Annotated in this window: 17 protein-coding genes and 4 pseudogenes; 14 read left to right on the top strand and 7 right to left on the bottom strand. The window is 69.1% G+C overall.

The genetic code is table 11. From position 1 onward, the window contains the following. The first annotated feature begins 95 nt into the window (after positions 1 to 95). Positions 96 to 875, top strand: coding sequence for a TetR/AcrR family transcriptional regulator (locus tag QEG98_RS14675; protein WP_316567135.1), 780 nt, complete (start codon positions 96 to 98; stop codon positions 873 to 875). Positions 876 to 905: 30 nt separating this feature from the next. On the opposite strand, the gene QEG98_RS14670 is transcribed toward QEG98_RS14675, so the two are convergent. Further along, the gene (locus QEG98_RS14670) at positions 906 to 2,027 is read right to left on the bottom strand and encodes a hypothetical protein (RefSeq protein WP_316567134.1); all 1,122 of its coding nucleotides are present in this window, start codon (positions 2,025 to 2,027) and stop codon (positions 906 to 908) included. A 78-nt stretch (positions 2,028 to 2,105) separates the two neighbouring features. Then, positions 2,106 to 3,278 carry a DUF6068 family protein gene (locus QEG98_RS14665; RefSeq protein WP_316567133.1) on the bottom strand — a complete coding sequence of 391 codons (1,173 nt, stop codon included), beginning with the start codon at positions 3,276 to 3,278 and terminating at the stop codon, positions 2,106 to 2,108. Between the two features lie 433 nt (positions 3,279 to 3,711). Here QEG98_RS14665 and prtB point away from each other — a divergent pair. From prtB to QEG98_RS14650, 3 genes and pseudogenes are all read left to right on the top strand, one after another. Beyond that, positions 3,712 to 4,507 (top strand): annotated as a pseudogene (prtB, locus tag QEG98_RS14660) (M57 family metalloprotease PrtB). Between the two features lie 3 nt (positions 4,508 to 4,510). Then, a complete protein-coding gene (locus tag QEG98_RS14655) occupies positions 4,511 to 5,338 on the top strand; it encodes a serine protease (protein WP_316567132.1) in 828 nt (275 codons plus the stop codon). A gap of 213 nt (positions 5,339 to 5,551) precedes the next feature. Next, complete coding sequence (locus QEG98_RS14650) at positions 5,552 to 6,964, top strand: MATE family efflux transporter (protein ID WP_316567131.1); 1,413 nt, start codon at positions 5,552 to 5,554, stop codon at positions 6,962 to 6,964. 9 nt (positions 6,965 to 6,973) lie between these two features. On the opposite strand, the gene QEG98_RS14645 is transcribed toward QEG98_RS14650, so the two are convergent. From QEG98_RS14645 to hppD, 3 genes and pseudogenes are all read right to left on the bottom strand, one after another. Continuing rightward, on the bottom strand, positions 6,974 to 7,354 hold the full coding sequence (locus tag QEG98_RS14645; protein ID WP_316567130.1) for a Rieske (2Fe-2S) protein: 381 nt from the start codon (positions 7,352 to 7,354) through the stop codon (positions 6,974 to 6,976). Between the two features lie 7 nt (positions 7,355 to 7,361). Beyond that, a pseudogene (hmgA, locus tag QEG98_RS14640) lies at positions 7,362 to 8,596 on the bottom strand (homogentisate 1,2-dioxygenase). 132 nt (positions 8,597 to 8,728) lie between these two features. Then, entirely contained in the window at positions 8,729 to 9,793 is a 1,065-nt protein-coding gene (gene hppD, locus QEG98_RS14635) for a 4-hydroxyphenylpyruvate dioxygenase (RefSeq protein ID WP_090488868.1), read from the bottom strand. Positions 9,794 to 10,161: 368 nt separating this feature from the next. Here hppD and QEG98_RS14630 point away from each other — a divergent pair, with 368 nt between their 5' ends. The 6 genes and pseudogenes from QEG98_RS14630 to QEG98_RS14605 all read left to right on the top strand — a co-directional run bounded on the left by QEG98_RS14630 (position 10,162) and on the right by QEG98_RS14605 (position 17,459). Beyond that, positions 10,162 to 11,298, top strand: coding sequence for a PAS domain-containing protein (locus QEG98_RS14630; protein WP_316567129.1), 1,137 nt, complete (start codon positions 10,162 to 10,164; stop codon positions 11,296 to 11,298). After that, positions 11,195 to 13,192: an ATP-binding protein gene (locus QEG98_RS14625; RefSeq protein WP_316567895.1), complete on the top strand. Its 1,998-nt coding sequence runs from the start codon at positions 11,195 to 11,197 to the stop codon at positions 13,190 to 13,192. Before QEG98_RS14630 ends, QEG98_RS14625 begins: the two co-directional genes overlap by 104 nt. Before the next feature lie 120 nt (positions 13,193 to 13,312). After that, positions 13,313 to 13,991: pseudogene (locus tag QEG98_RS14620) on the top strand (hypothetical protein). 160 nt (positions 13,992 to 14,151) lie between these two features. Continuing rightward, positions 14,152 to 15,525 carry an ABC transporter permease gene (locus tag QEG98_RS14615; RefSeq protein WP_316567128.1) on the top strand — a complete coding sequence of 458 codons (1,374 nt, stop codon included), beginning with the start codon at positions 14,152 to 14,154 and terminating at the stop codon, positions 15,523 to 15,525. Positions 15,526 to 15,596: 71 nt separating this feature from the next. Then, positions 15,597 to 16,553, top strand: coding sequence for an FtsX-like permease family protein (locus QEG98_RS14610; protein ID WP_316567127.1), 957 nt, complete (start codon positions 15,597 to 15,599; stop codon positions 16,551 to 16,553). Positions 16,554 to 16,688: 135 nt separating this feature from the next. Further along, positions 16,689 to 17,459, top strand: coding sequence for a hypothetical protein (locus QEG98_RS14605; protein WP_316567126.1), 771 nt, complete (start codon positions 16,689 to 16,691; stop codon positions 17,457 to 17,459). 22 nt (positions 17,460 to 17,481) lie between these two features. On the opposite strand, the gene QEG98_RS14600 is transcribed toward QEG98_RS14605, so the two are convergent. Next, a complete protein-coding gene (locus QEG98_RS14600) occupies positions 17,482 to 18,180 on the bottom strand; it encodes a pyridoxal-phosphate dependent enzyme (protein ID WP_316567125.1) in 699 nt (232 codons plus the stop codon). Between the two features lie 232 nt (positions 18,181 to 18,412). On the opposite strand from QEG98_RS14600, the pseudogene QEG98_RS14595 reads away from it, so the two are divergent. The 3 genes and pseudogenes from QEG98_RS14595 (at position 18,413) to QEG98_RS14585 (ending at position 21,877) form a co-directional block, all read left to right on the top strand. Beyond that, positions 18,413 to 20,239 (top strand): annotated as a pseudogene (locus QEG98_RS14595) (sensor histidine kinase). Next, on the top strand, positions 20,236 to 20,952 hold the full coding sequence (locus tag QEG98_RS14590; protein WP_090488889.1) for a response regulator transcription factor: 717 nt from the start codon (positions 20,236 to 20,238) through the stop codon (positions 20,950 to 20,952). Before QEG98_RS14595 ends, QEG98_RS14590 begins: the two are co-directional and overlap by 4 nt. 424 nt (positions 20,953 to 21,376) lie before the next feature. Beyond that, positions 21,377 to 21,877, top strand: a complete 501-nt coding sequence (locus QEG98_RS14585) for an energy transducer TonB (protein WP_316567124.1) — start codon at positions 21,377 to 21,379, stop codon at positions 21,875 to 21,877. Between the two features lie 533 nt (positions 21,878 to 22,410). Here QEG98_RS14585 and QEG98_RS14580 read toward each other — a convergent pair. After that, entirely contained in the window at positions 22,411 to 23,013 is a 603-nt protein-coding gene (locus QEG98_RS14580; RefSeq protein ID WP_194863318.1) for a hypothetical protein, read from the bottom strand. 645 nt (positions 23,014 to 23,658) lie between these two features. On the opposite strand from QEG98_RS14580, the gene QEG98_RS14575 reads away from it, so the two are divergent. Then, on the top strand, positions 23,659 to 23,928 hold the full coding sequence (locus tag QEG98_RS14575) for a hypothetical protein (protein WP_316567123.1): 270 nt from the start codon (positions 23,659 to 23,661) through the stop codon (positions 23,926 to 23,928). The last annotated feature ends 809 nt before the right edge of the window (positions 23,929 to 24,737 follow it).

The following is a 24,737-nucleotide window of genomic DNA, read 5'->3' as shown; positions in this document are numbered from 1 at the left end:
GCTCGACATCTTTTCAGCCGCGCCGTAACTTCGTACGGCGCACGAGGTTTAGCATAACAACCCCGTACGCTGTAAATAGTTATCCTGAGGTACGGATGAGCGACGAGATTTCCGGCCGGGGCGACCCGTTGAAATCACTGCAGTTGCTATGGGGACGGACCGAGGCACCAAAGCGCGGCCCGAAGGCGAAGGCCAGCGTCGCGGAGCTGGTGTCAGCCGCCGTCACCATCGCGGATGCCGAGGGGCTCGAAGCGGTCAGCACGCGTCGCGTCGCGGAGGCGGTGGGCATCTCCCCCATGTCATTCTACACGCACATCCCCGGCAAGGCCGAGCTGTTGGACTTGATGATGGATGTCGTGTCCGGCGAAATCCTGAAGGACCGGCCCGTCTTCAAGCCCGCCGACTGGCGCGCAAACCTGACACGGGTGGCGACGGACTATCGCGACTTCTACCTGGCCCACCCGTGGGTGATTCCACTCGCGACCCACCGCACCGTGCTGGGCCCGAACACCTTCCGCTCCGCCGACATCGCGTTGAGTGCCATTGAAGGCCTGGGGCTCACGGACCTCGAGATGGACCGGATCATCACCCTGGTCCTCGACTACGTCCACGGCGCGGTCCGCAACGCGGCCCGGGAGAAGATGGTCAAGGACCTGACCGGCATGACGGACGAGGAGTGGTGGTACCGCGTCGCCCCCTTCCTCGAAACCGTCGACTTCACGCCCTACCCCGTCCTGTCCCGCGTCGGGCAGACCGCGGGAGAGACCTACGGGGCACACGACCCCAAGGGGGCGTTTGCATTCGGTCTCGAACGAGTGCTCGATGGACTGGCGGTATTCATCGACGGAAAGGCACCGGGAAAGAAGCGGCGCTGAGCCCCCAGGGTGAGGCAGACGAGCGATTCGTCACTCAATCGTGGAGCTCGTCACGACGATGGGCGTGTCATCGTGATTCGAAATCTGTGGATGCGTCGGGTACCACGAGCCGCCCGTATTGTTCCGAATCACGGAGCGGTCGATGCGGATATCTCCCGAGTGGTCATTGCTCACGAAGAAGATGGCGCTGCCGTGAGCATTGACCTCGTTGTGCTCAATCCGGGTGCCACACAGTGACAGCGTCATCGTGTTTCCATCGTTGTAGATGGCCCCGCCACTGCCCCCACCGGGAGTCCCCGGCCGCGCGGGATTGGCGCCGTTGCCGACAGCCCGGTTGTGGGAGAACAGGCTGTTGATGATGGTCCACGACACGCCGATGCTGCTGATTCCACCGCCGTTGGAGCAGGCACCGCCATAACCGGCCTTGCCACCGAAGGTCGTGTTCACCACGTACACGGGCTGGTTCCGGTGCTGGCTGAACGCACGGAGCGCGGCGCCGCCCACATCCGGCCCCACATCCGCGCAGACGTTGTTGAAGAACCGGGAGTTGATGACCTTCAAGCGCCCGCCGCGCACCCAGACCGCGCCGCCGCCGTCGAACTCGGCCTCCGTCTTGGAGCTGGCATCCACGAACGTCAGGTTCTGCAGCGTCAATCGAGGGTGGTCCTGGTCCTGGCAGTGCGCCGTCGTCCACACCTGCTCCCGGTCGCAGGTGTTCATGTACAGGATGCGATGCCGCCCCGCCCCGCTCAGCGTCACCAGCCCCTTGCCGTCGATGACGATCTCCGGCCCCGTGTCGTTGAAGATCTTCGCCGTCCGCTCCAGGGTGATGGTGACGGGCTCGGGACCGCAGTCGAAGGTGATGACCCCGCCCCGCGCCACGGCCTGGATGAACGCGTCACTGGTACAGCGCTCCGGACTGCCCGTGCCGACGACCGTGGTGGGCCGGGAGACGTCCGCGAGGCCAGCCTCGGCCGGGATGGCGCACGTGGCCTCCGGGTTCTGATTCCCGGCGGGAGGCCCATCCTTGGGATTCGTCAGGGGGTTGGGCGTGTCCACGCCCCCGTCATCCTCCGAGCACCCCATCCCACCGGCGAAGGAAAGGCCGAGAAGCACGAGCGCGGGCAGCCGACGAAATCTCTCAAGGTGCATGAAGCCTCCAGTCCGCACCCAGTGTAGCTCCGCTCGGCAAGATGGCCCCGGGACCTCTTTCTGGAGGCTACCGAACCGTCACGGCTGCCCGCCGAGCCACGGACCCCACTGGACGATCCGACTGCCGCCCGCGGACTCACGCTGCCCTCCGGGGCTCACGCGCTCGGAGCCGCTGGAGAGCGACTGGAAGCGCGCTTCATACGGCAGGCCCGCGAGCCCCGGCGCCCAGGGCTCCGCCGCGTAGGTGTCCATGAAGACGTGCTGCGTGCCCTCCAGGTCCTCCGTGCGTTGGTCCGTGATGGAGGGCACGTTCCGGTCTCCCACGGTGAACGTGCCACGGGCGCCGTCCTTGGAGGGAGGCCACTCGCCCGAAACCAGCGCCTCCCAAGGAAGGCCCATCACCACCTCCTCCAGGGACTCAGGCTCCGCCTTGGAGAAGTCGGCGCAAGGCTCGCTCCCAGTGCCCAAGGGGCCCTCCGCGCGCAGGATGTAGCCGCGCTCCGCGGTGAAACACACGCGCAGCACCTCGTGCGTGGGCGCCATGTCCACCTTCCTGTCGTAGTACGCGCCGGGCCCCAGGGGCCGCTCCAGCGCGGGCGCGGGGGCGCTGGCCTCGGTGGAGCCCTCCTGGAACTCACGCAGCGACAGCCTGATGCCGCCCGGCGTCCGGAACCCGGCTGACTCCGTGCTGGCCTCCAGCAGGCCGCGCGTCAGGTAGAGCAATGCCGAATCATTGGCATACACGCGCGTGCGCAGCGGACCGTCCACGGGCCGTTGATCGCTGACATAGCGAGTGGCCTCCCAGTTGCGCCCGGAGAAGGAAGGACGCTCCGCCGTCACCTGCCCTGGACGCGGCACGTCCAGCGAGCGCGTCATGTCCGAGCGCACGGGAACCACCAGGTCCTGCGCCAGCCGCGTCTGCGTCAACGGATGGCCCGCCGCGTCCGTGAAGGCCACCCGCACATAGACCCAGGGCTGCTGGACGGACACGACCTCCAGCGTCAACTGGCCGTCGAGCGTGCGCGCGGCGTCAGCCGCACCGGGGGTGGGGCCCTGGGTCGCGGAGAAGGCATAGGTGACGCGGTCGCCCACGCGGGCACGCTTCCAGGCCTCCGCGGCCTGCTGAGAAGTGGAGGCCTGGCTCTGAGCCTCAATGGGCGAGGGATTGCTTGACATCGTGCTCCCACAGCCAGAAAGGAACGACAGGGCCGCGCCTAGCAGCGCGGCGACAGGACAAGTGACGTGGCGCATTTGCATATGCGACTGAATACACCGACAGTGTATTCTCGTGCACCTCTCGTCAGAGGGGAGTGTCCTTTCTCACCCCATTACAGGGCCGTAGTTTGTTTTCACTTGCGCCAGATAATGCCTGGGGTGTCTTTGCCCCACGGGGCAAGTGACCGATAAACAGACATCACTGTGTGGTTTCGAAACGCCCTGCCGTCTCCAGGGAATCTGAAGCAATCACGCGGGCTTGTGGCGACTGGCGTCAACTCTATTTACGCGCCCGTGACACGGGCCTGGAGCGCAGGCACTCCACGCTAGTCAACTATTTCTGGTTTCTCGCTCTACGGGACTCATTGGCCTACCATTTGCTCATGGGCCGGGACGCGCCTCGCCGCGGCTGGTGGATACCAGGCGGACGGCGCGTCCCCCCGCAGTCAAAACGGACGAGGAATCTCCGATGCCCATGTTCCAGAAGATGTTCAAGGGAGCTGCAGTCCTCGCGGTGACCGGTAGCATGATGCTGACGGGCTGCGGCACTGACATGCAGGCCGATTCGCAACACGAGCATGAAGAGATCATCTCCAACCTGGTCGAGGCCGGCTTCCCGGCGGACGACATCCTGGTCTCCGACGGCCAGGTGTACGTGGGTCGCGACTCGCACGTGACGCTCGAGGCGTCCCGCGAGATGCTCCAGACGGACCTGAAGACGCAGGAGCAGTACCGCACGACGAACCTCGTCTCCTCCTCCATCACCCGCATCTGCATCGTCCCGAACTCCGCGTACGCCGCCAACTCCACGCTGATGTCCGCCCTTGACCGGGCGATCGCCAACTACAACGCGCTGGGCCTGTCGTTCACCATGCAGCGCGGCGGCTCCGGCTGCAGCGCGACCATCTCCGCGCGCACCATGTCCGGCGCTGGCGGCTCGGCGGGCTTCCTCCGGCGGCCGTCCCTACGGCATCATCAACATCGGCACCGGCACCGCCACCTACGGCGTGGCCGTGGTCGAGCACGTCGTGACCCACGAGCTGGGCCACGCCGTGGGCCTGCGTCACTCTGACTACTACAACCGCAGCATCAGCTGCGGTGGCGCGGCCACCAACGAGGGCAGCGCGGGCGTTGGCGCCATCCACATCCCGGGCACGCCGACCACGGCCACCCGCGGCGGCTCGCTCATGAACTCCTGCTTCGGCTCGTCCGAGACGGGTAACTTCAAGAGCTCCGACGTCACGGCGCTCCAGTACCTGTACTGAGTCATGGCGCGACACCCCTCAGACATCCACGTGACGCTGTGGGGTTCGCTCCTCGCTGGGACCGTCTTCCTGGGCCTCACCGCCTGCGGAGGACGGTCCGAGCCCACCGAGCCTGCGGTCTGTGAGCCACCCGCCAGTCCGGAGGTTCGTGCTTTCGCGCAGTGCGGTCCGACGCTCGACTTCACTCCCATCAACAGCTACGTCGGCGAGTTCTCGGACGTCATCCAGGACCGGGAAGACGCCGTCGTGCTCATTGACGGGCGCTGCACCGGAACGCTGATTCAAGCAAGCGCGGGCCCCGTGGTGCTCACCGCGGGCCACTGTGTCAACCTCGGGGACATCCCGCTCATCGTCTTCAACTTCGAGGACGACGCGGACGGCGACCCTTTGATTACGGAGGGCACCGTCATCGAGCAGTCGATGGAGCCGGACTACGCGCTCATCCAGCTCGACGTCCTCCCGGACGTCAGGCCCATCCGGCTGACGGCCCAGGCCACCGAGCAACTGGCCATCATCCAGCACCCCCGCGGACGCCCCAAGGTCATTGCCGAGGGCCGGTATCTGGACGCGTGCAACAACCTCTTCTTCTACGGGGACCTGGACACGCTGGTCGGCAGCTCCGGCGCCGGCGTACTCAACCAGCAAGGGCACCTGCTGGGCGTCCACACCGACGGAGACTGTGAGGTCAACGGCCGGGGCTCCAACCGGGGCGCGCCCGCGGAGGTCATCGTCGAAGCCTCCGCGTATCTGCAAATCGAAGACATCGCCGTGCCGTCCACGGTGACGCGCACGAAGGGGGCGGACGCCCCATCCGCGCGGCTCGCACCCTGAGTGCCGGGCCGCGGCTGCGCCGGAAGGGTGAGGGTCATCTTCACCGAAGGGTGCGTTGGCCGTCGGGCAACCGAGCAAAAGGCTCCTGCTGTTTGAACACAAATCAAGCAGCGGCGCCCACACCTCGATGTCACTCGACGCGCTCGGCGCGACATGCGAGACGCTGGCGCGAGCCGAGGCATTGCCGCGCCCGCCTCTCGGAGTCGACGCCCCATGGAAGTCGCAGCATCCCCGAAAGCCGATCCACACGGCGCACCGTCGCTGGGGCTGTTCCGGCTCACGTGGCCCATCTTCCTGGAGCTGCTGCTCTTCATGATGATGGGCACGGCGGACACGCTGATGCTCAGCGGCGTGTCGGATGACGCCGTCGCCTCGGTGGGCGTCGTCAATCAGTACGTCTTCATCTGCATCCTCATCATGGAGGTCGTGGGTCACGGCGCGGCCATCGTCGTGGCCCAGTACCTGGGCGCGCGCAGGCAGACAGAGGCCGCGCGCATCTCCGCCATCGCCGTCACCCTGAACCTCGCGCTCGGCATCACCGTCAGCGCGGGGCTGCTGCTCAGCGGGGATGCCATCCTGGGCGGGATGAACCTTCAGGGCCACATGCTGGCGTACGCCAAGACGTACCTGCACATCGTCGGCGGCTTCCTGTTCCTCCAGGCCCTCATCAACGTCTTCGCCGGGCTGCTGCGCACCTACGGCTTCACGCGCGCGTCCATGTTCGTCTCGCTGGGAATGAACGTGCTGCACGTGGGTGGCAACTACGTGCTCATCGCCGGCCACTTCGGCTTCCCCGCGATGGGCGTGGCGGGCGCCGCCATCTCCACCGTCGTGAGCCGGGCCATCGCGCTGGGCGTCTTCGTCTACGTCCTGTACCGGGTGATGCCGGTGAAGATGGCGCCGCGCGACTACGTGACGTTCTCCAAGGACTACGTCCGCAAGATTCTCAAGGTCGGCCTGCCCTCCGCCTTCGAGCAGGCCACGTACCAGGGCTGCCAGACGGTGTTCCTGTACTACGTGACGTTCCTGGGCGCGGTGGCGCTGGCGTCCCGGCAGTACGCACACGCCATCTCCCAGTATGTCTTCCTGTGCAGCCTGGCCATTGGCATGGGGACGTCCATCATCGTGGGCAGGCTTGTGGGCGCCAACCGAGCCGACGACGCGTACCAGCAGGCCCTGCGCAGCCTGAAGTGGGGCCTGGCCATCACCCTGGTCGTGGACGTGGCCGTCGTCCTCCTCCGCGTCCCCATCGTCTCGCGCTTCACCGAGAACGCCGACATCGTCCGACTGACAGCGCAGGTCATCGTCATCGGGCTCGCGCTGGAGACGGGGCGCTGCTTCAACCTGGTGCTCATCAACGCCCTGCGCGCCGCGGGTGACGCGACGTTCACCGTCTACATGGGCATCGCGTCCATGGTCTGCATGAGCCTGCCGCTGGGCTACTACCTCGTCTTCCACATGGGCCTGGGACTGGCCGGCGTGTGGATGGCGGTGGCCGCGGATGAATGGGTGCGCGGCATCACCATGTGGCTGCGCTGGAAGAGCCGCGCCTGGGAGAAGCAGGTCCTGGTCTCCCTCGACGCGGAGACGGAGGCGGAGGCCGCGCCGGTCGCAGCGCCCGCCTGAGCCGCGTGCTCAGCCGGTGACGACCATGCCGTCGCGCACCGTCACCGGCCACGGCGTGAGTCGCCCGCCCGAACACGGCCCGCCCACGCACAGCCCGTCCTCCACCTGGAACAGGGCCCCGTGCCAGGCACAGACGATGAGCCCCTTGTCCGGCGTCAGGTAGCGGTCCAGCTCGCGTGCGAGTGGCAGACCCGCGTGGGGACACCGGTCCACGTAGCCGTGGACCGCGTCACCCTTGCGCACCAGGAAGCCGTGGAAGAAGGCGTCCCCAATCTGGAGGACGAGGTTGCGCGCCCCGGGGTCCTCCAAGGCGCTCACCGGGAGCAGCTTCACGTTGGCCGGCGTCGACCAGACGCGCTTGCGCCCCGCCGGCTCTCCTCCCGCGCTCACGCGGCCCTCAAGGCAACTTCGCCTTCTGGAAGCCCACCCAGCACGCGTCGTAGTCCTGCTGGAGCGCGGGCGTCTCCATGGCGAAGCGAGTGGGACGGATGACCCAGCGCGACTCGAACATGAAGGCCAGCGTGTCCTTGATTTTGTGAGGCTTCAGATCTGCCTGAACGGCCTGCTCGTAGCTGGTCCGGTCCGGGCCATGGCCGCTCATGCAGTTGTGCAGCGAGGCGCCGCCCGGAGCGAAGCCGCCCGCCTTCGCGTCGTAGACGCCGTGCACCAGCCCCATGAACTCGCTCATCACGTTGCGGTGGAACCAGGGCGGCCGGAAGGTGTGCTCGGCCACCATCCAGCGCGGCGGGAAGATGACGAAGTCGCAGTTGGCCGTGCCCGGCACCTCGCTGGGCGACGTGAGGACCGTGAAGATGGACGGGTCCGGATGGTCGAAGCTCACCGTGTTGATGGTGTTGAAGCGGGCCAGGTCGTACTTGTACGGCGCCAGGTTCCCGTGCCACGCCACCACGTCCAGCGGTGAGTGCGAATACCGCGCCGACCACAGGTGCCCCTGGAACTTCTGCACCACCTCCGTGGGCCGGTCCACGTCCTCGAAGGCCGCCACCGGCGTCAGGAAGTCGCGCGGGTTGGCCAGTCCATTGGCCCCAATGGGCCCCAGGTCCGGCAGCCGGAAGAACGCACCGTGGTTCTCACAGACGTAGCCGGCGGCCTGGCCCTCCGGCAGCTCCGCGCGGAAGCGAACCCCGCGCGGCACCACCGCGATTTCGCCCGGCGCCACGTCCAGCACGCCCAGCTCCGTCACCAGCCGCAGCCGCCCCGCCTGCGGGACGATGAGCAGCTCGCCGTCCGCGTCGAAGAACACCCGGTCCACCATGGAGCGGTTGGCCGCGTACAGGTGGATGCTGATGCCCGCGCCCGACGCCGCGTCCCCGTTGCCCGCGTAGGTGACGAGCCCGTCCACGAAATCAGTGGGCTGGGCCGGCGGGGGCTGGGGACTCCACCGCAGCCGGTTGGGCGAGGCGGGCACCTCGTCGAAGGGCCCGCTGCGCAAGCGCCCTGCGCCAGCGGCTGGAACGCAGGGTGGTTGGCGCTGGGCCGCAGGCGGTACAGCCAGGAGCGCCGGTTCTCCCGGCGCGGAGCCGTGAAGGCCGAGCCCGACAGCTGCTCGGCATAGAGGCCGAACGGCGCCCGCTGGGGTGAGTTCTGTCCCTCGGGCAGTGCGCCGGGCACCGCCTCGGTGGCGAACTCGTTGCCAAAGCCAGACAGATAGGCGCCGGGAGCCGTCTTGAGGACGCTCCCCGGCGACACCTCGGAGGAAGACTGGGTGGTCACCGGATTCTCCTCGCAAGCGCGGCGCGCGGACTAGTCGACCTTGATGACGCCGCGGCGAATCTGGTCCAGTTCGATGGACTCGAAGAGCGCCTGGAAGTTGCCGTTCCCGAACCCCTCGTTGCCCTTGCGCTGGATGATTTCGAAGAAGATGGGCCCGAAGAGATTCTCGGTGAAGATCTGGAGCAGCAGGCCCTCTTCCTCGCTGCCGTCGATGAGGATGCGGTTCTTGCGCATCCGGGCCAGGTCCTCGCCGTGGTTGGGGACGCGCTTGTCGACCAGGTCGTAGTAGGTTTCCAGCGTGTCCTGCAGCGCCACGCCGCGCGCGCGCAGCCGCTCCACGGTGTCGTAGATGTCCGGCGTGGTGAGCGCCAGGTGCTGGATGCCCTCGCCCTTGTACTGGCGGATGAACTCTTCAATCTGCGACTTGTCGTCCTGGCTCTCGTTGAGCGGAATCCGGATGGCCTTGTCCGGAGCGATCATCGCCTGGCTGAACAGGCCCGTGGCCTGGCCCTTGATGTCGAAGTACTTCTGCTCGGTGAAGCCGAAGATGCGGTTGTAGAAGGACGACCAGGTGCGCATCTGCCCGCGGCGCACGTTGTGGGTCAGGTGGTCCAGCGTCTCCAGACCCACGCTGTTCTTCGCCTCGGCCGCCTCGGCGCCAGGAATCTCCTGCCAGGAGTCGTAGAGCGTCCCCTTCTCCCCGTGGCGGTCCACCAGATACAGCAGGCTGCCACCGATGCCCTCCAGGACATAGGAGCCCTCGCCCAGCGAGCCCCGCTCCGGGTCCGCCGCCTTGGCGCCGCGCTCCAGGGCCATCTCGTAGGCGGTGCGCGCGTTCGCCACGCGGAAGGCCATGCCGCTGGCGGACGGGCCGTGCTCCGCGCGGAACTCAGCGGCCTGCCCGGAGGCATCGCGGTTGATGAGCAGGTTGATGCCGCCCTGCTTGTAGCGGACCAGTTCCTTGGACGGGTGCTTGGAGTACGCGGTGAACCCCAGCCGCTCGAAGAGGCGCTCCATCACCTCGGGCTGGGGGCTCGTGAACTCCACGAACTCGAAGCCATTCAGCCCAAGAGGATTCTCTGCCGTATCCGCCATGACGCCGCCTCCGTGCGTTGCTGGGGCGCGGGCCTACGGCCCGCGCGAGTCGCCGAAGCGCCCCGTGCTCGGGAGCGCCTCCTGTCGCGAACGTAGGGATGGCTCCCCTGCATAAAAAGTACAAAGTCCAGCCAGAGACTGTCAGGGCATTGCACAGTGCGCCGCACCATGAATCCGCCATCAACTTTCCCTGGCGGCGGGTGGCGCCCGGGCGGCGGAGGGCTGTTCACGGCACGACGCTGGGCGCGCCTCGAGCGCTTGCCTCCCCGCTTCACCGCGATTCGGCCGAACGCATCCAGCCAGGACGCGGCAGGCTGCATCGCTAGATTACGCAAGATGTCGCACCCGCCCCGCACCCCACCGACCGCGTGAAACAACTCACTTCCCAGACTGAACGCCCTGTCCCTGGTGGCGAACTGGGCGAGCTGCTGCGCTCGCACGATTGGAGCCGCACCCCACTTGGCCCCTACGAAGCGTGGCCCCGCTCGCTGAAGGCCTTCGTCGCCATGATTCTGGAGATGCCGGCCCCGGCCATCATCTTCTGGGGACACGAGCTCATCCAGGTCTACAACGACGGCTACGCGGTCATCATGGGCCCGCGCCATCCCCGTTACCTGGGCGCCACCTACCGCGAGTGCTGGCCCGACACCTATCCCGTCATCTCGCCCTGGATGCGCAAGCTCCTGGCGACGGGCGAAGTGACGCAGGTGGCGAAGACCTTCTTCATGCTCACCCGTTACGGGTTCAATGAAGAGGCCTATTTCACCTTCGACTTCAGTCCCCTGCGGGACGACGCGGGCACCATCGCGGGCATCCTCCAGGTCGTCTTCGAGGTCACCGACGTCGTGCTCAGCGAACGCCGGCTGGCCACGATTCGCGCGCTGGCCCCCCGGGTGAACGGGCCTTCTGAGAGCGCCACCACGGATGCCATCCGGGCCCTGGCGGACAACCCCAAGGACATCCCCTTCGCCCTCATCTACCACTGGGACGAGGGCGAACAGCGGCTGGAGCTGGCGGAGTCCACGGGGCTCGCCGGGCTGGCGCAGCACGCCGTGGTGGACCTGGGACGAATCACGGAGGCCACGACGCAGGCCGTGGCGGCGAACGTCCCCGTCCTCCTGGAGTCGGTGCCATCCCTCCTGGGCGCCCGCCAGTTCGGCCCCTGGCCCGAGCCGACGGAGAAGGCGCTGGTGCTGCCCCTGCGGCGCACCAGCACGGACAGCCTCCGGGGCGTGGTCGTCCTGGGCATCAGCCCCCGGCTGCGCTTCGACGACACCTATCGCCAGTTCTTCGAGGACCGGCGCGCGAGCTGGCCACCCACCGGCCGTGGAGCAGGAGAAGCGCGCCGAGCGCGAGGCTTACACACACGCCGTGCAAGCCCGGGCCCAGGCCGAAGCGGAGGTGGCCCGGAGGGCCCAGGCGGAGGCCGCGCTCCGGTCCAGCGAGGAACGCCTGCGGATGGCCCTGGCCGCCGGTCAGCTGGGCGTCGTGGAATTGCAGTATGAGCGCGGCGTGCTGTCGTGGGACGAGCGGGCCTTGCAGCACCTGGGCCTTCCCCCCGGCACGTCTCCGACGCTGAAGGAAGCCGCGGCCCGGATTCATCCCGACGACGTGAACCGCGCACGGCGCACCATCGAACAGGCGCTGCGTCCGGGCGCGGAGGCGATTCGCCTGGAGTGCCGCGTGCAGGGCTGGGATGGCGTGCAGCGCTTCCTGCTGGCCATGGTGAAGACGCACTTCGACGCCCAGGGGAAACCTGACCGCGTCGTCGGCGCCCTGCAGGACGTGACGGAGCAGCGGAGCGCTGAACGGGAACGCGAGCGGCTGGCCACCATCGTCGAGCAATCCCCCGACTTCATCGGCGTGGGAGACCCATCCGGCCGAGCGGTGTGGGTGAACGATGCGGGGCGGCGTCTGCTGGGCCTGGGACGCGATGAAGACATCACCCGGTACCACCTGCGGGACTTCTTCCTGGCCGAAGACCAGACCTACGTCGACGAACACATCGCGGCCGCCATCCTCCAGGGCGGCCGGCGGGAGGGAGCGTTCCGCTTCCGGTACTTCCCGACGGGCGAGCCCATCGCGGCGCAGTACCACACCTTCGCCCTGGTGGAGCACGACACCCAGCGGCAGATGGGCATCGCCACCGTCGGCCGCGACATCCGCGCACAGAAGCGGCTGGAAGCGGAGCGGGAGCGGTTGCTCGCCCGGGAGCGCGTGGCGCGCGAGGAGGCGGAGGAGGCCAACCGGCTCAAGGACGAGTTCCTCGCCACCATCTCCCACGAACTGCGCACGCCGCTCACGGCGGTGCTCGGCTGGGTGCAGATGCTGCGGACCGGCACGCTGCCGCCAGAGAAGCGAGAGCGGGCGCTGGCCACCGTGGAGCGCAATGCCCGCGCCCAGGGGCAGCTCGTCGAGGACCTGCTCGACGTGAGCCGCATCATGACGGGCAAGCTGAAGCTGGACGTGTCGTCCGTCGACGTGAGCCAGGTCGTGGAGGCCGTGCTCGAGTCACTGCGGCCCGCCGCCGAGGCGAAGGGCATCCGCATCCAGGCCGCGCTCGACTCGGGCGGCACCATCATGGGCGACATGAGCCGCCTGCAGCAGGTGGTGTGGAACCTGCTGTCCAACGCCGTGAAATTCACCCCCAAGGGAGGCCGCGTCCAGGTGCTGGTGGAGCGGCGGAACTCCTCGGTGGAAATCACGGTGGCCGACACGGGCCAGGGCATCTCCCCGCAGTTCCTGCCGCACGTGTTCGAGCGCTTCCGACAGGCCGACGGCAGCACCACGCGCAAGGCCGGTGGGCTGGGGCTGGGACTGGCCATCGTCCGGCACCTGGTGGAGCTGCACGGCGGCACCGTGACTGCCACCAGCGAGGGCGAGGGCCGGGGTGCCACCTTCATCGTCAGCCTGCCGCAGGCCGTGGCGCTGAGGCGGGAAGTGCTGGTGCCCCCCACCCTCCGCGGCCCGTTGCAGGAGCAGGACCTCCCCTGCCCGCCCCAGCTTTCGAGCCTGCGGGTGCTCGTGGTGGACGATGAGGAGGACACGCGCGAGCTGCTTCGCAGCATCATCGAGACGTGTGGCGGCATCGTCACCACGGCCAGTTCTTCGGAGGACGCGCTGGCCGAGCTCCGCGAGGCACCGTTCGATGTGCTCGTCTCCGACGTCGGCATGCCCGAGGAGGACGGGTACCGCTTCATCGCCCGCGTCCGGGCCCTGCCCGAGGAACAGGGTGGCGGCATCCCCGCGGTGGCCCTCACGGCCTACACCCGCATGGAGGACCGGACGCGCGCGCTGCTCGCGGGCTTCACCACCCACGTGCCCAAACCCATCGAACCGGTGGAGCTGATGGCCGTCATCGCCTCCATGTCCAATCGGGGCCCATCACGACGGGCCTGACACGGCCTACCCCACGGGTGTGATTTCCATGGGGCGGCGGGCCCGTCGGGCCGTCCCGGGAATGTCAGACCCTTCCGGTAGTCTGCCTTCATTCCCGAAGCCGGAAAGGAAGGCCGAACCATGACCGTCACCCGTGAGAGTCCGCGCGTTTCCGTCAACAAGCTGGGCCAGTACCTCACCGCGACGCCGTCACTGCGAAAGCGCATCATCCAGGGCCAGAAGCACCCGGTGGACCCGCAGTACCTGCGCTACCCCGCCGCCGCCCAGGCCATCATCGAGTTCCTGTGCGAAGGCCGGGACGAGGTCATCCTCCGCTACCACCAGCGGCGGCTCCTCAACGCCCAGCCGGAGTCCGACTACGACGCGCACCGGCTGGCCCTGTGCGCGGAGGCGCTCCAGCGTTGCCTGGCGTCCGCGGGGACCGGCCACCCGCGCGATTGCCAGCCCCGTAGACGCGGACCTGCCGCCGCTGGCGCTGGCGGGCGTGGACATCAGCGTGCGCCCGGACGTGCTGCTGCGCAGCGTGGATGCCCAGGGGCTGATGCGCTCCGGGCTGCTGAAGCTCTACTTCTCCAAGCACACGCCGCTGGACGAGCGCTCCGGGCAATACATCGCCACGGTGCTCCAGCGTTACGCCGAGGAGCGGCTGGAGCAGCGCGGCCCGGTGGACCCGCGGCTGGTGGGCGTGTTCGACGTCTTCGCGGGCCGACTCTTCCAGGCGCCCAAGGCCCAGCAGCGCCGAATGAACGACGTCCGGCTGGCGTGCGAGGAAATCGCCGCCCGGTGGGACGTCCACTGACGCGCCGGTGAGCGGGCGTCCCGTCCCGGGCCTGTCCGCTTCCGGGACGGGCCTTCCCGCATCCGCGCACTCCCAGGGCGCGCTCCGGGGAGGCCCCTCCACATGCCCAGGGGTTGCGCCCGCGAGGCGGTTGGCATGTCCTTCGCTCATGGCCGCAGCCATGGACTCGCTCCTCCAAGACCTCCGCTACGCGATACGCACGCTGACACGAACCCCCGGCTTCACGCTGGCCGCGGGCCTCACGCTGGCGCTGGTCATCGGGGCGAACGCCGTCCTGTTCAGCGCCATCCACGCGATGCTGCTGCGGCCCCTGCCCTTTCCCCTCCCCGAATCCCTGGTCCGTATCTGGTGCGTGCAGGAGTCGGTGAGCCACGCCTCGGTGGCGCCACCGGAGCTGCTCGGCTGGCGGGAGCATTCGAAGGGCTTCAGCCAGCTCGCGGGCTTCGGACGCACCAGCCTCAACCGGACGGGAACGGACGAGCCCGAGCGGGTGCGGGCGGCGCGCATCACCCCCAACTTCTTCTCCGTGCTGGGGGTGCAACCCGCGCAGGGGCGCGACCTGCGTGAAGAGGATGCGCCGCCCGGGGGTGACACCTCCGTGGTGTTGGTGAGCCATGGCTACTGGCAGCGGGCGCTCGGCGGCGTCCCGGACGTGGTGGGCCAGACGCTGGTGCTCAACGGCCGGAGCCACACGGTGGTGGGCGTGCTGCCGGAGGACTTCTCGTTCCCCGAGTTCGCCGAGGACACGGATGTGTGGGTCCCCGAGTGGCAGGACCCGCAGCGGCATGGCAACCACTACCAGTCGGTGCTGGGGCGGCTGGCACCGGGCGTCTCACTGGAGGCGGCCCGAGCGGACCTGGAGCGCGCGGCGCAGGGCATTGGCCACCCCGAGCCAGGGCAGAAGCGCCACACCGTGCGGGTGACGGGCTGGCAGGACCACCTCACGACGAACACGCGGGATGTGCTGTGGATGCTGTGGGTGGCGGTGGGCTTCGTGCTGCTCATCGCGTGCGCCAACGTGGCCAACCTCATGCTGGTACGCACGTTGTCCCGGCAGCGGGACGGCGCCATCCGGGCGGCGCTGGGCGCCAGCCAGGGACGGCGGCTCCAGCAGTCCCTGGTGGAGAGCGTGCTGCTGTCCCTCTTCGGCGGCGTGCTGGGGCTCTTGCTGATGCTGTGGGGCATGGAGCTGGTGCGCACCCTGCTGCCCGCCAGCATGCTGCGCGTGGCGCCGCTGGAGCTCAACGGCACCGTCCTGGGCTTCAGCGTGCTGCTATCGGTGGGCACCGGCCTGCTCTTCGGCCTGGCGCCCGCGATGCATGCATCGGGGATGAACGTGCTGCCGCTGCTGCGGCAATCCGGCAGCGCCGTGGGCGCGCGCTCCGGGCATCCGCTGCGCAGCGCGCTCGTCATGGTGCAGCTCGCGCTCGCGCTGGTGCTGATGGTGGGCACGGGTCTCATCGTGCGCTCGCTGCAGAACATCCAGGCGGTGGACCCTGGCTTCGACGCGGAGGGGTCGTCGCCGCGCAGCTGACGCTCGCCCCCGACGCGTACCAGGAGGACGCGCGCAAGCGGGCCTTCTTCGAAGGCGTCGCGGAGCGGCTGATGGCACGACCCGGGGTGGAGGCGGTGGGCTTCATCAACGACGCGCCGCTGGGGGGCTCGGGCTCCGGCGGGGACTTCTTCCTGGAAGGTGGCTCGGCCTCGCCCAGCGAGCGGTACTACACCGAGTACCGGGTGGCCTCGCCCGGCTACTTCTCCGCGATGCGCATTGGCGTGCGACAGGGCCGCGACTTCGGGCCCCAGGACACGGAGAAGAGCGCGCCCATCATCATCGTCAACGAGGCCTTCGTCCGGAAGTTCCTCGGTGGCGGGGAGGCCCTTGGCCGGCGGGTGCAGCTGAGCTGGTCTGAAGAGCAGCCCTTCCGGGAAATCGTCGGCGTGGTGGAGGACGTCCGTCACCAGACGCTCACGGAGCCCGCGGAACCCGAGAGCTACGTGCCCTTCGCGCAATTTCCCCTGCGGGCCATGACGATGCTGGTGCGCACCCAAGGCCCGTCTGCATCGGCGCTGGCCGCGCTGCGCGAGGAAGTCAAGGCGGTGGACGCCGAACAGCCCATCTACGACTTGCTGCCCTTCACCGAGCGCGTGGAGAAAATCCTGCTGCGCCCCAGGGCCACGACACGGCTGCTGGCGGCCTTCGCCGTGCTCGCCGTCCTCCTGGCCGGTGTCGGCGTCTACGGCGTGCTGGCGTATTCGGTGAGCCAACGGACGCGGGAGCTGGGCATCCGGATGGCGCTGGGGGCCCATCCCCAGCAGGTGCTGGGGCTGGTGCTCGGCCAGGGCCTGCGGCTGACCGCGGCGGGCGTGGGCGTGGGGCTCATCGCGGCCTTCGGCTGCACCCGCCTCATGGCGGCGACCCTCTATGGGGTGGAGCCCTTCGCGCCGGACATCTTCCTGGGCGTGGCCGTGGCGCTGTCGGTCATCTCCCTGGTCGCCTGCTGGCTGCCCGCGCTGCGGGCAAGCCGTGTCCCGCCGTCGGTGTCCTTGCGCGCGGAGTAGGCCACGCGCCGGGGGCGGCCGGTGAGCGGGCATCCGGGCGGCCCTTCGGGGCGATTTCCCTCCCGGCAGGTGGGCGGACGGGGCTGGACAGCACCTGATATGGAATAAGTCGTTCCAGCTTCCGTCGGAGTAGACGTGAACAAGCTCGCCAGCATCGCCGCCCTCTTCCTTGCCGCCACGGCGCTCGTGGTGGCCCTCTGGAGTCCACGTGAGACGGTGCAGGCTCCGCCCCCGTCCCCTCCGCCCGAGCAACCCTCCAGCGTCGCCGCGGACGTCATCAACCTGGAGCGCCGGGTAAAAGCCCTGGAGGACACGTCCATCAGCCTGTCCCGGCGGCTGATGGAGGTGGAGCGGCGCCCCACGTTGACGGCGGATGGGAAGGTGGTGGCCTCTCCGCCGCCCGCGGCGCTCGCGGCGGAGGTGGAGCAACTGCGCGCCGAGGTGCGCGGCATGGTCGCCGGCGAAGCGCTGAACTCCGAGGGCGGCCGCGACTACCTCAAGGACGCGGTGCGCAACGTCCAGGACGAGATGCGCAATGAGCAGCGCGCCGAGCGGCAGCAGCAGTGGCAGCAGGCGCAGGTTCAGCAGCAGGCGCAGCAGAAGGAGCGCGTGCGCAAGTTCATCACCGACGCTCGGCTGAACTACACCCAGGAGCAGACGCTGACGCGCCGGCTGGAGGCGGAGTCCACCAAGCGCCAGGCGCTCATGGAGGAGGTCCGCGCCGGAACGAAGACCATGCGAGACATGCGCCAGGCGCTGCGCACGGAGAGCCAGCAGACCGACCAGGAGATGAGCGCCATCCTCGACGAGGGCCAGCGCTCCCAGTACCAGTCGCTGCGCCGCGAGGACCGGAGCGTGGGTGGCCCACCGGGCGGTCAGCGCGGTGGGCAGGGCCGCGGCCGCTGAAGCGCCGTGACGAAGGCCCTCGTCATTCAAATGGGGGCCTCGCGTTGTGGGAGATGACGAGCACCTCCTCTGGCCGCCGCTCCGAGCGCGCCCAGGCCAGCAGCGCGGCGAGCGCGTCCACCGCCTTCGCATCCGCCGTCTCCAGGGGCACATCCTCGCGGTACGGATAGAAGAGGTCCTTGGAGCCCAGGCTCTGCTCCGCCCAGCGCCGCCAGCCGGGCATCGTCCTGCCGGACGCGGGTTGCAAGCCCACCACCTCGTAGCCCGCGGCGGAGAAGGGCCGATACAGCCCCGCGACGGTGGCGCCCGTGCCGAAGCCACACACCACGCAGCGCACGGCGGGGTACACGTCCTGGACGATGTCGAGCAGCCGCGTGGTCCATGACTCCACGCTCTCCACCAGCGCGCCATTGGCGAGCTGCCGGGGCCAGAACCAGCCCTGGCGCTCGTAGTCCAGCGCCAGCTCCCAGGCCTGCGTGAAGCCGTGCACGGTGCGCACCTCTCCACCGAAGCCGTTGGCGCGCAGGTACGCGGTGCCCATCGTGTCCGTGAGGGCCACCACCGGCAGCCCGCGCTCGCGGCCCAGCGCATCCAGCGCCAGCGCCGACGACGCGCCGGACAGCTCCACCAGGCCCTTCGTCTCCGCGGGCGCGGACTGGAGGTGATGGGAGAACGTCAGGTACTTCAGACTGCCTGCCGGAAGCGCTCCACCCCAGAGCACCACCGGCCCCCGGCCAGGGCCGTGACAAGGGAAACACGACGCGCATGCGTGAACCTCCAGCCCCAACCTCCCCGGTGGGGGCGTCCCACGCCAGCCGCGCGGCCCGGGGGCTGTCCGGACGTGGACCCGAAGTCCGCCCGCTCACCGGCCCAGGACACTCGCCCCGGCCAGGAGGCTGAAGTGAAAAGCCTCTGGGGGAAGGCGGCTGTGCGATAGTCAGCGGCGGCTCCACATGCTGCGCCGGCTCCTTCCTACGCTCGTCGCCCTGGGTTGTGGCCTCCTGGCCCTTGGCTGGGGGCTGGTCAGCCTCCAGCGCATCTTCAGCCAGGAGCGAGATGACGCCCACGCGCAGCTGCGCTCGCGCCGGGACGCGCTGGCCCACGCGGCCGAAGAGGCCCTGCGGCAGAACCTGGCGAAGAAGCTCGATGAGAGCATCCCCCTCTCCACGCCGCCGTGGGCGACCCGCTCGAGCCCGGCGAGGGCTACTACATCAACTTCCGCGGCTACCAGTTCCTGCCGCGCCTCACCATCCCCATGCCGGGCACCGGGACGCCCGCGCGGGACGTGCATGCCCTGCTGGGCGCGAGGCTGAAGGACGGCGCTCCCGCGGGGAATGGGAGCCCCGCCTCACGCGGCTGCGCGCGGTGGAGGCGGCGCTGGCGGCCCGGGACGCGCGGGGCGCGGCCATCCGCGTGGAGGAGCTGCTGCGCTACCACGCGGCGAACCGGCTGCCACCGGAGCAGGAGCTGCCCTTCCTGCTGCTGGTGGTGGAGCGGCTCCAGCGCGGCCCTGCCACCACGCCGCTGGTGCGGGCCCTGCTGCGCGAGGGCCTTCCAGAGGACCTGGGCGGCTTCGCCCGGGCGTCGGGGTTGCAGCGGGACGTGCTGCGCGAGCGCTCACGCTTCACGCGGGCGGACTTCGACTTCCTCCATGCGCGCATCGTCCGAGTGAGCGCCGCGCTGGGCGAGCCCACGAGCGACTTCCTCGCCCGAGCGGGCGAAGCGGGCGCGGGCATGCTGGTGATTCCCGAGGAGCTCTACGAGCCCACCCTCCTGGGCGAGTCCTGGTACGTGGCGCTGCGCGGCGAGGCGGTGTACGGCATCGCGGTGGACCTGGAGGCGATGCTCCAGCCCATCACCCAGGACATGCAGGCGCGCGGCCTCTTCGACGCGACGGGGCGCCTGCGGCTGCGCGCGGGCGGCGCCGTCCGCCCCTGAGCACGCTGAAGCTGGCGGTGGACATGCCTCAGTGGGCGCGCCAGGAGGCGGACATCGACGCGCGCTACGGGCTGAAGACGCTGCTGGTGGCCGTGTGCGGCGGGCTCGCGGTGGCCATCGTCGCGCTCGCGGTGGTGGCCCAGCAGCGCAAATACCGCTTCCTGGAGCTCAAGAGCGACTTCGTGGCCACCGTCTCCCATGAGCTGCGCACGCCCCTGGCCTCCATCCGCCTGCTGGGTGAGACGCTGGAGCGGAAGCTGGCGCAGGCACCGGAGGTGCGCGACTACCCGGCGCGCATCGTCCAGGCCGCGGACGGGCTGCACTTCCTGGTGGAGAACATCCTGTCGTTCAACCGCATCGACAAGGGCCGCTGGACGCTGCGGACCTCGCGCGTGCGGTTGGAGGAGCTCATCCCCCCGTTGCGCGACGACCTGGCCATCGCGACCAACGTCCCCGTCCACATCACCTCGGAGCTGGAAGGCGTGGAGCTGGAAGCGGACCCGGGCCTGCTGCGGATGGTGTTCTCCAACCTGGGCCGCAACGCGTGCGCCTACAACCGGAGAAGCCCCGTCGAAATCTCCATCCGCGCGCAGATGATTCCCGGCTACGGCTGCACGGTGCTCTTCCAGGACAACGGCATCGGCATCCCCGAATCCGAATGGGAGAACGCCTTCCTGGACTTCTACCGGCTGACGGTGCCCGGACCGGAAGTCCATGGCAGCGGGTTGGGCCTTGCCCTGTGCCGCAAAATCATGAAGCTGCACCGGGGCGACATCCAGGTGGCCTCCTCGGGACCCGACGGCACCACCTTCGCGCTGATATTCAACGAGCCGGCTCGATGAACACCGCCACATCCACCCCGCCCCTCCGTCCCGCCATCCTCATCGTCGAGGACGACGCCCACCTGCGCGTCGGCCTCCGGGACAACCTGCTGGACGAGGGCTACCTCGTCGCCGAGGCCCCCAGCACCCGCGACGCGGAGCGGCTGCTGCAAGAGCGTGCGTTCGACCTGCTCATCCTGGACGTCATGCTGCCCGGAGAGGACGGCTACAGCTTCTGCCGCCGGCTGCGGACGCAGGGCAACAAGAGCATGGTGCTGATGCTCACCGCGCGCTCACTGGAGGACGACATCCTCAGGGGTTTCGAGGTGGGCGCGCAGGACTACCTCACCAAGCCCTACCGGCTGCGGGAGCTGCTGGCCCGGGTACGCGCCCTGGTGCGCCGCTCCGGCACGGCGCCGCCGGAGCAGATGGGCTTCAGCGGCTTCACCCTGGACCTGGGCCGGCGGCAGGTGTCGCGCGCGGACGGTTCGGTGGTGGAGCTGACGCGCACGGAGTTCGACCTGCTGGCCTTCCTGCTGCGGCACCAGGACCGGGCCCTGCCCCGAGGCGAAATCCTGGACGCCGTCTGGGGCCGCGACGTGGTGGTGGATCCGCGTACGGTGGACAACTTCGTCTCCAGCCTGAAGAAGAAGCTGGGGTGGACGAGCACCTCTGGATTCTCCATCCACACCATCCGGGGCGTGGGCTACCGCATGGAGGTCGCTTCGTCATGACACAACCATGACGAAGCGATGGCCGACCCACCGCCATTCGAAGACGCCGACTCCGTAGGTTGACTCTTGCGTGGACAGGGCGCTCCGCAGCCACCCGTCCCCGTCGGTGCCGTCCGTCCTGCACGGCCGTCACCGGGAGCGCCTGACGCTGAGGGAGGCCATCCGGAATGTTCAATTCGGTCATCGAGCGGCAGCGGGCTGGACGTCTTGGCACGGGCGTGTGGGTGTCCATCGTCCTGCATGCGGCCCTGTTCGGGGCGGTGCTCTTCATCTCCGCGAGGCCGCCGGGTCCCAGCGAGCCTCCGGAGCCGAAGGAGCTGGTGCTCCGCGTGGCGCAGCCCCCGCGCGTGGCGAAGGGCTCCCCGCCCCCGCGCAGCCGAAGGCAGCCTCCGCGCCACGCCCTCGCCCGCGCAACCGGGACCGCGTGCCCGCGCGCGTGCCGCCGCCGGTGGTGGATGCGCCGCCCAAGCCGGTGGAAACGGTGGCGAGCAACGACACCAGCACCTCGACGGACGAGGAGGTGGACCCGGGGACGGGCGTACCGGGTGGACATCCGAAGGGCTACGAGGATAGCGACGTGATTGGCGTGCCGTACGTGCCCGGCCTGGTCCCCGGACAGGAAGCCACGGGCACCGACGTCATGCCCTTTGGCCAGGGCATGTCGCCGCCCAGACTGATGGGAAGCCCGGGCATCGAATACACGCACCAGGCGCTCGCCGCCCGCGTGGAGGGCACCATGATTGCCAAGTGCGTCATCACGGTGAGCGGCGACGTGACGGACTGCCGCATCATCAAGGGCCTGCCGCACATGAACGAGGCCGTGCTCGATGCGCTGCACAACCGCCGCTACACCCCGGTGCAGTACCAGGGCCGGACGGTGAGCGTGTCCTACGTGTTCACGCTGCGGCTCAAGCTGCCTCGCTAGGAGTGTGTAGCGGTAATGGAGCTGGGAGCGAGACCGGACGCGAGACGCCGGTCCGCCGCTGGGTGCGGCAGGCCGCTACGCAGCCATCATGCGGAAGAGCTTGAGGAGGTTGTGGGTGGCGCAGATGTGGGCCCACTCCTCCCGGGCGGCCTTCAGTCCTCGTCGCAGCAGGGCACGGATTCCGCGTGCCTCTTTTGGCGCGCCGCATCCACCGCCGCCTGCGCGTTGTAGGCATGCTCGAAGCTTGCGCCCTTCGACTGACCGCTGGCCGTCCAGCGCGCGCCGGCATGGTCAGCGCTACGCGCCGGTAGGGGGCACGGCGAGCTCTTACATCCTCGCGCCGTAGGCCGAGGGGGAGCCGAAACACCGTGGGTGCATTCAGAAGCCCAGCAATCCCACCGGGTTGCTGGGCTTTTCCCGTGCGGTGACTGAATCCGCGCGCCCCCAGGAGCCACGCCTTGTCCTCCCGTTCCCGAGGCCTGTTGCATGGAGCGGCGGGAGCTTTCCCTCGCGGCGTAGCGGTGGGCCCTCGGTTACAGCGTGACGTCGACGGTATAGACGCCGTCGCTGGACGTGGCGGTACCCGTCACATGGGTGCTGCCCGTCGTGCGGAGGACCTGGCCGGTGCCGTCGGGCTCGATTTCACCCGTGAGGGCGAGGTCCAGGGTGACGCTGCCCTCCAGGTCCCCGGTCATCTGGAAGGGCCCCTTGAGCGTCCCGGTGAACGTGCCGTCTGGGATGCCGCGCAACTGGAGGGTGAGCTCCGGCTGCGCCGCCGTGTCCGTGCTCGAAGTGTAGGTGATGTTCACCGGGTCCTCGTCCCCGCCCAGGATGATCTCGCCGTCGGAGTACCCGGTCATGCCAATGCGCAGGCGCATGCCCTTGTTGGCCGAACTGCCCTGGTCCACCTGCCCGGTGACGAGCAGCGTCCCGGAGACGGCGCCCGTCGTGGACTGGGGCGGGATGTTCGCAGTGGACGCGGTGTTGAAGCCGACGAAGCCCAACTGCAGGGCCTTGCCCACGGACGGGTCGAGTCCGAGGTACGCGCGGCGGGCCTGCTCGTCGGAGCTGAGTTCGTCATCACCGCAAGCCGTGAGGCCTAGGGACAGGAAGAGGGAACACGCGACAGCGGTCACGGTACGCGGAAGTGGTGTGAGCATGATGGGTGCCGCCTTTCATCCGATGGGGCTGAGGCACGTGCAGGGCGTCGTGCCGGTGCAGGCTTCCCCGTCGACCGTCTGGCAGTTGAGCCGCGGGCAGCACGGGCTGGTGGGCGAGCACGCCTGACCGCTGGCGGAGCAGGTCGAACCCGTCTCGCAGGTGCCGACGATGCTCCCACCCGGGATGTTGCAGCCGAGCCCGACGCAGCAGTCCGCGGGCGAGGTGCAAGCCTGGCCCTGGGGCTGACAGGCGTTGGGGGTCGAGCAGGTGCCATTGCTGCAGATGCCGGAGCAGCAGGCGGCCCCCGAGGCACAGGCATTCCCGTTCGCGGCGCACGTGCCCGCGTCCGTCCCCCCGTGCCGCCGTCCGTACCGCCTCCGCCCGGCACGGTCCCGGCACGGCACGCGTAGGCGGATTCGGAGACGAGGGAGCAGGTGGTGCCAGCACAGCACTTGGAATCCTGCGGATCACAGAGCGTGCCCACGGGATCGCACGTCACCTTCTGGCAGGTCAGGCCGCCATCCGCGCCGGGCAGGCAGCGCGCGCCGCCGCAGCACTGGTCGGAAAACTGGCACTGCTGGTCCTGCGCGATGCAGCACGGCTCCTCGCCGGTGTAACCCGTGGGACAGCCCGCCGGGCAGTTGTTGTTGGGGCAGCCGCCGAAGCAGCGTGGCACGCCGACGGAGTCCACCTTGCACACGGCCTTCATGCCGTCGCAGCAGGCCTCGCGGGCGTTCACGTCGATGATGCCGCCATCAGGCAGTTGGCCGCTGCCGCAGATGTTGCCCACGGGGTTGCAGCCATTCGGCTTGTCACAGCGGCTCTCGCGGCAGCTCACCGCGTTGGACAGCTTCTCACCGCCACAGCACACGCCATCGTTGGTGCAGTAGTTGCCCGTGGGACGGCAGCCGCCCACCGGCTGGCACACGGTGGTCCCGTAGCCCAGGTCCACGCATGTGCGCGAACAGCAGTTGCTGGAGCCGGAGCACGGGTTGCCATCCTGGAGGCAACTGCCCGCGCCGCCACCGCTGACCGCCACGCAGCGGCCCGGGGTGCCCGTGTTCTCCTGCGTGCACACACCTCCACAGCAGTCCGCGCCCTTCATGCACAGATCGCTATTGGCTTGGCACGAGTACGCCGGCTTGCAGATCCCCCCCTGGCAGTTGTTGGAGCAGCAGTCCCCCGCGCCGGTGCAGGCTTGGCCCGGCACCTTGCAACTGTCGGTGCTGCTGGAAGGCAGCGCCGCGCACTTGCCGTCCGCGCCGCAGAGCTTCGTGCAGCACGCCTCCGCGCTGGCGCACATGCTGCCCACGTCCAGGCACTGCAGCGTGGAGCACTTGCCGTCCAAGCAGCTGTTCGTGCAGCACTCAATGCCGCTGGTGCAGGTCTCACCCGCGGCGGTGCACTGGGCACTCGGGGCAGGACAGACGCCCGTATCAGAGCAGAGGCCGGTACAGCACTGGGCGCCCGAGTCCCTGCTGCATGCCGTGCCTTCGCCGAGGCACTGGGAGCCGGGCCCCGCGTCGGGCAGGGGCTGCCCCGCGTCCGTTCCGGCATCCACCGTGACTGGCGGGAGGTTAGGCGGCTTGTCGATGTCTCCGCTGCTACAAGCCACGACACCCAAGGCCAACAACAACAGCCAGTGGTTTGCCTTCATTCCCACAAGACCTCGGCTAGTGGCGACCGGCCACGCGGTCGG

It is taken from the genome of Myxococcus sp. MxC21-1 (genome assembly GCF_032612255.1).
GTDB classification, from domain to species: domain Bacteria; phylum Myxococcota; class Myxococcia; order Myxococcales; family Myxococcaceae; genus Myxococcus; species Myxococcus virescens.
This window is presented reverse-complemented; position numbering and strand designations above follow the sequence as displayed.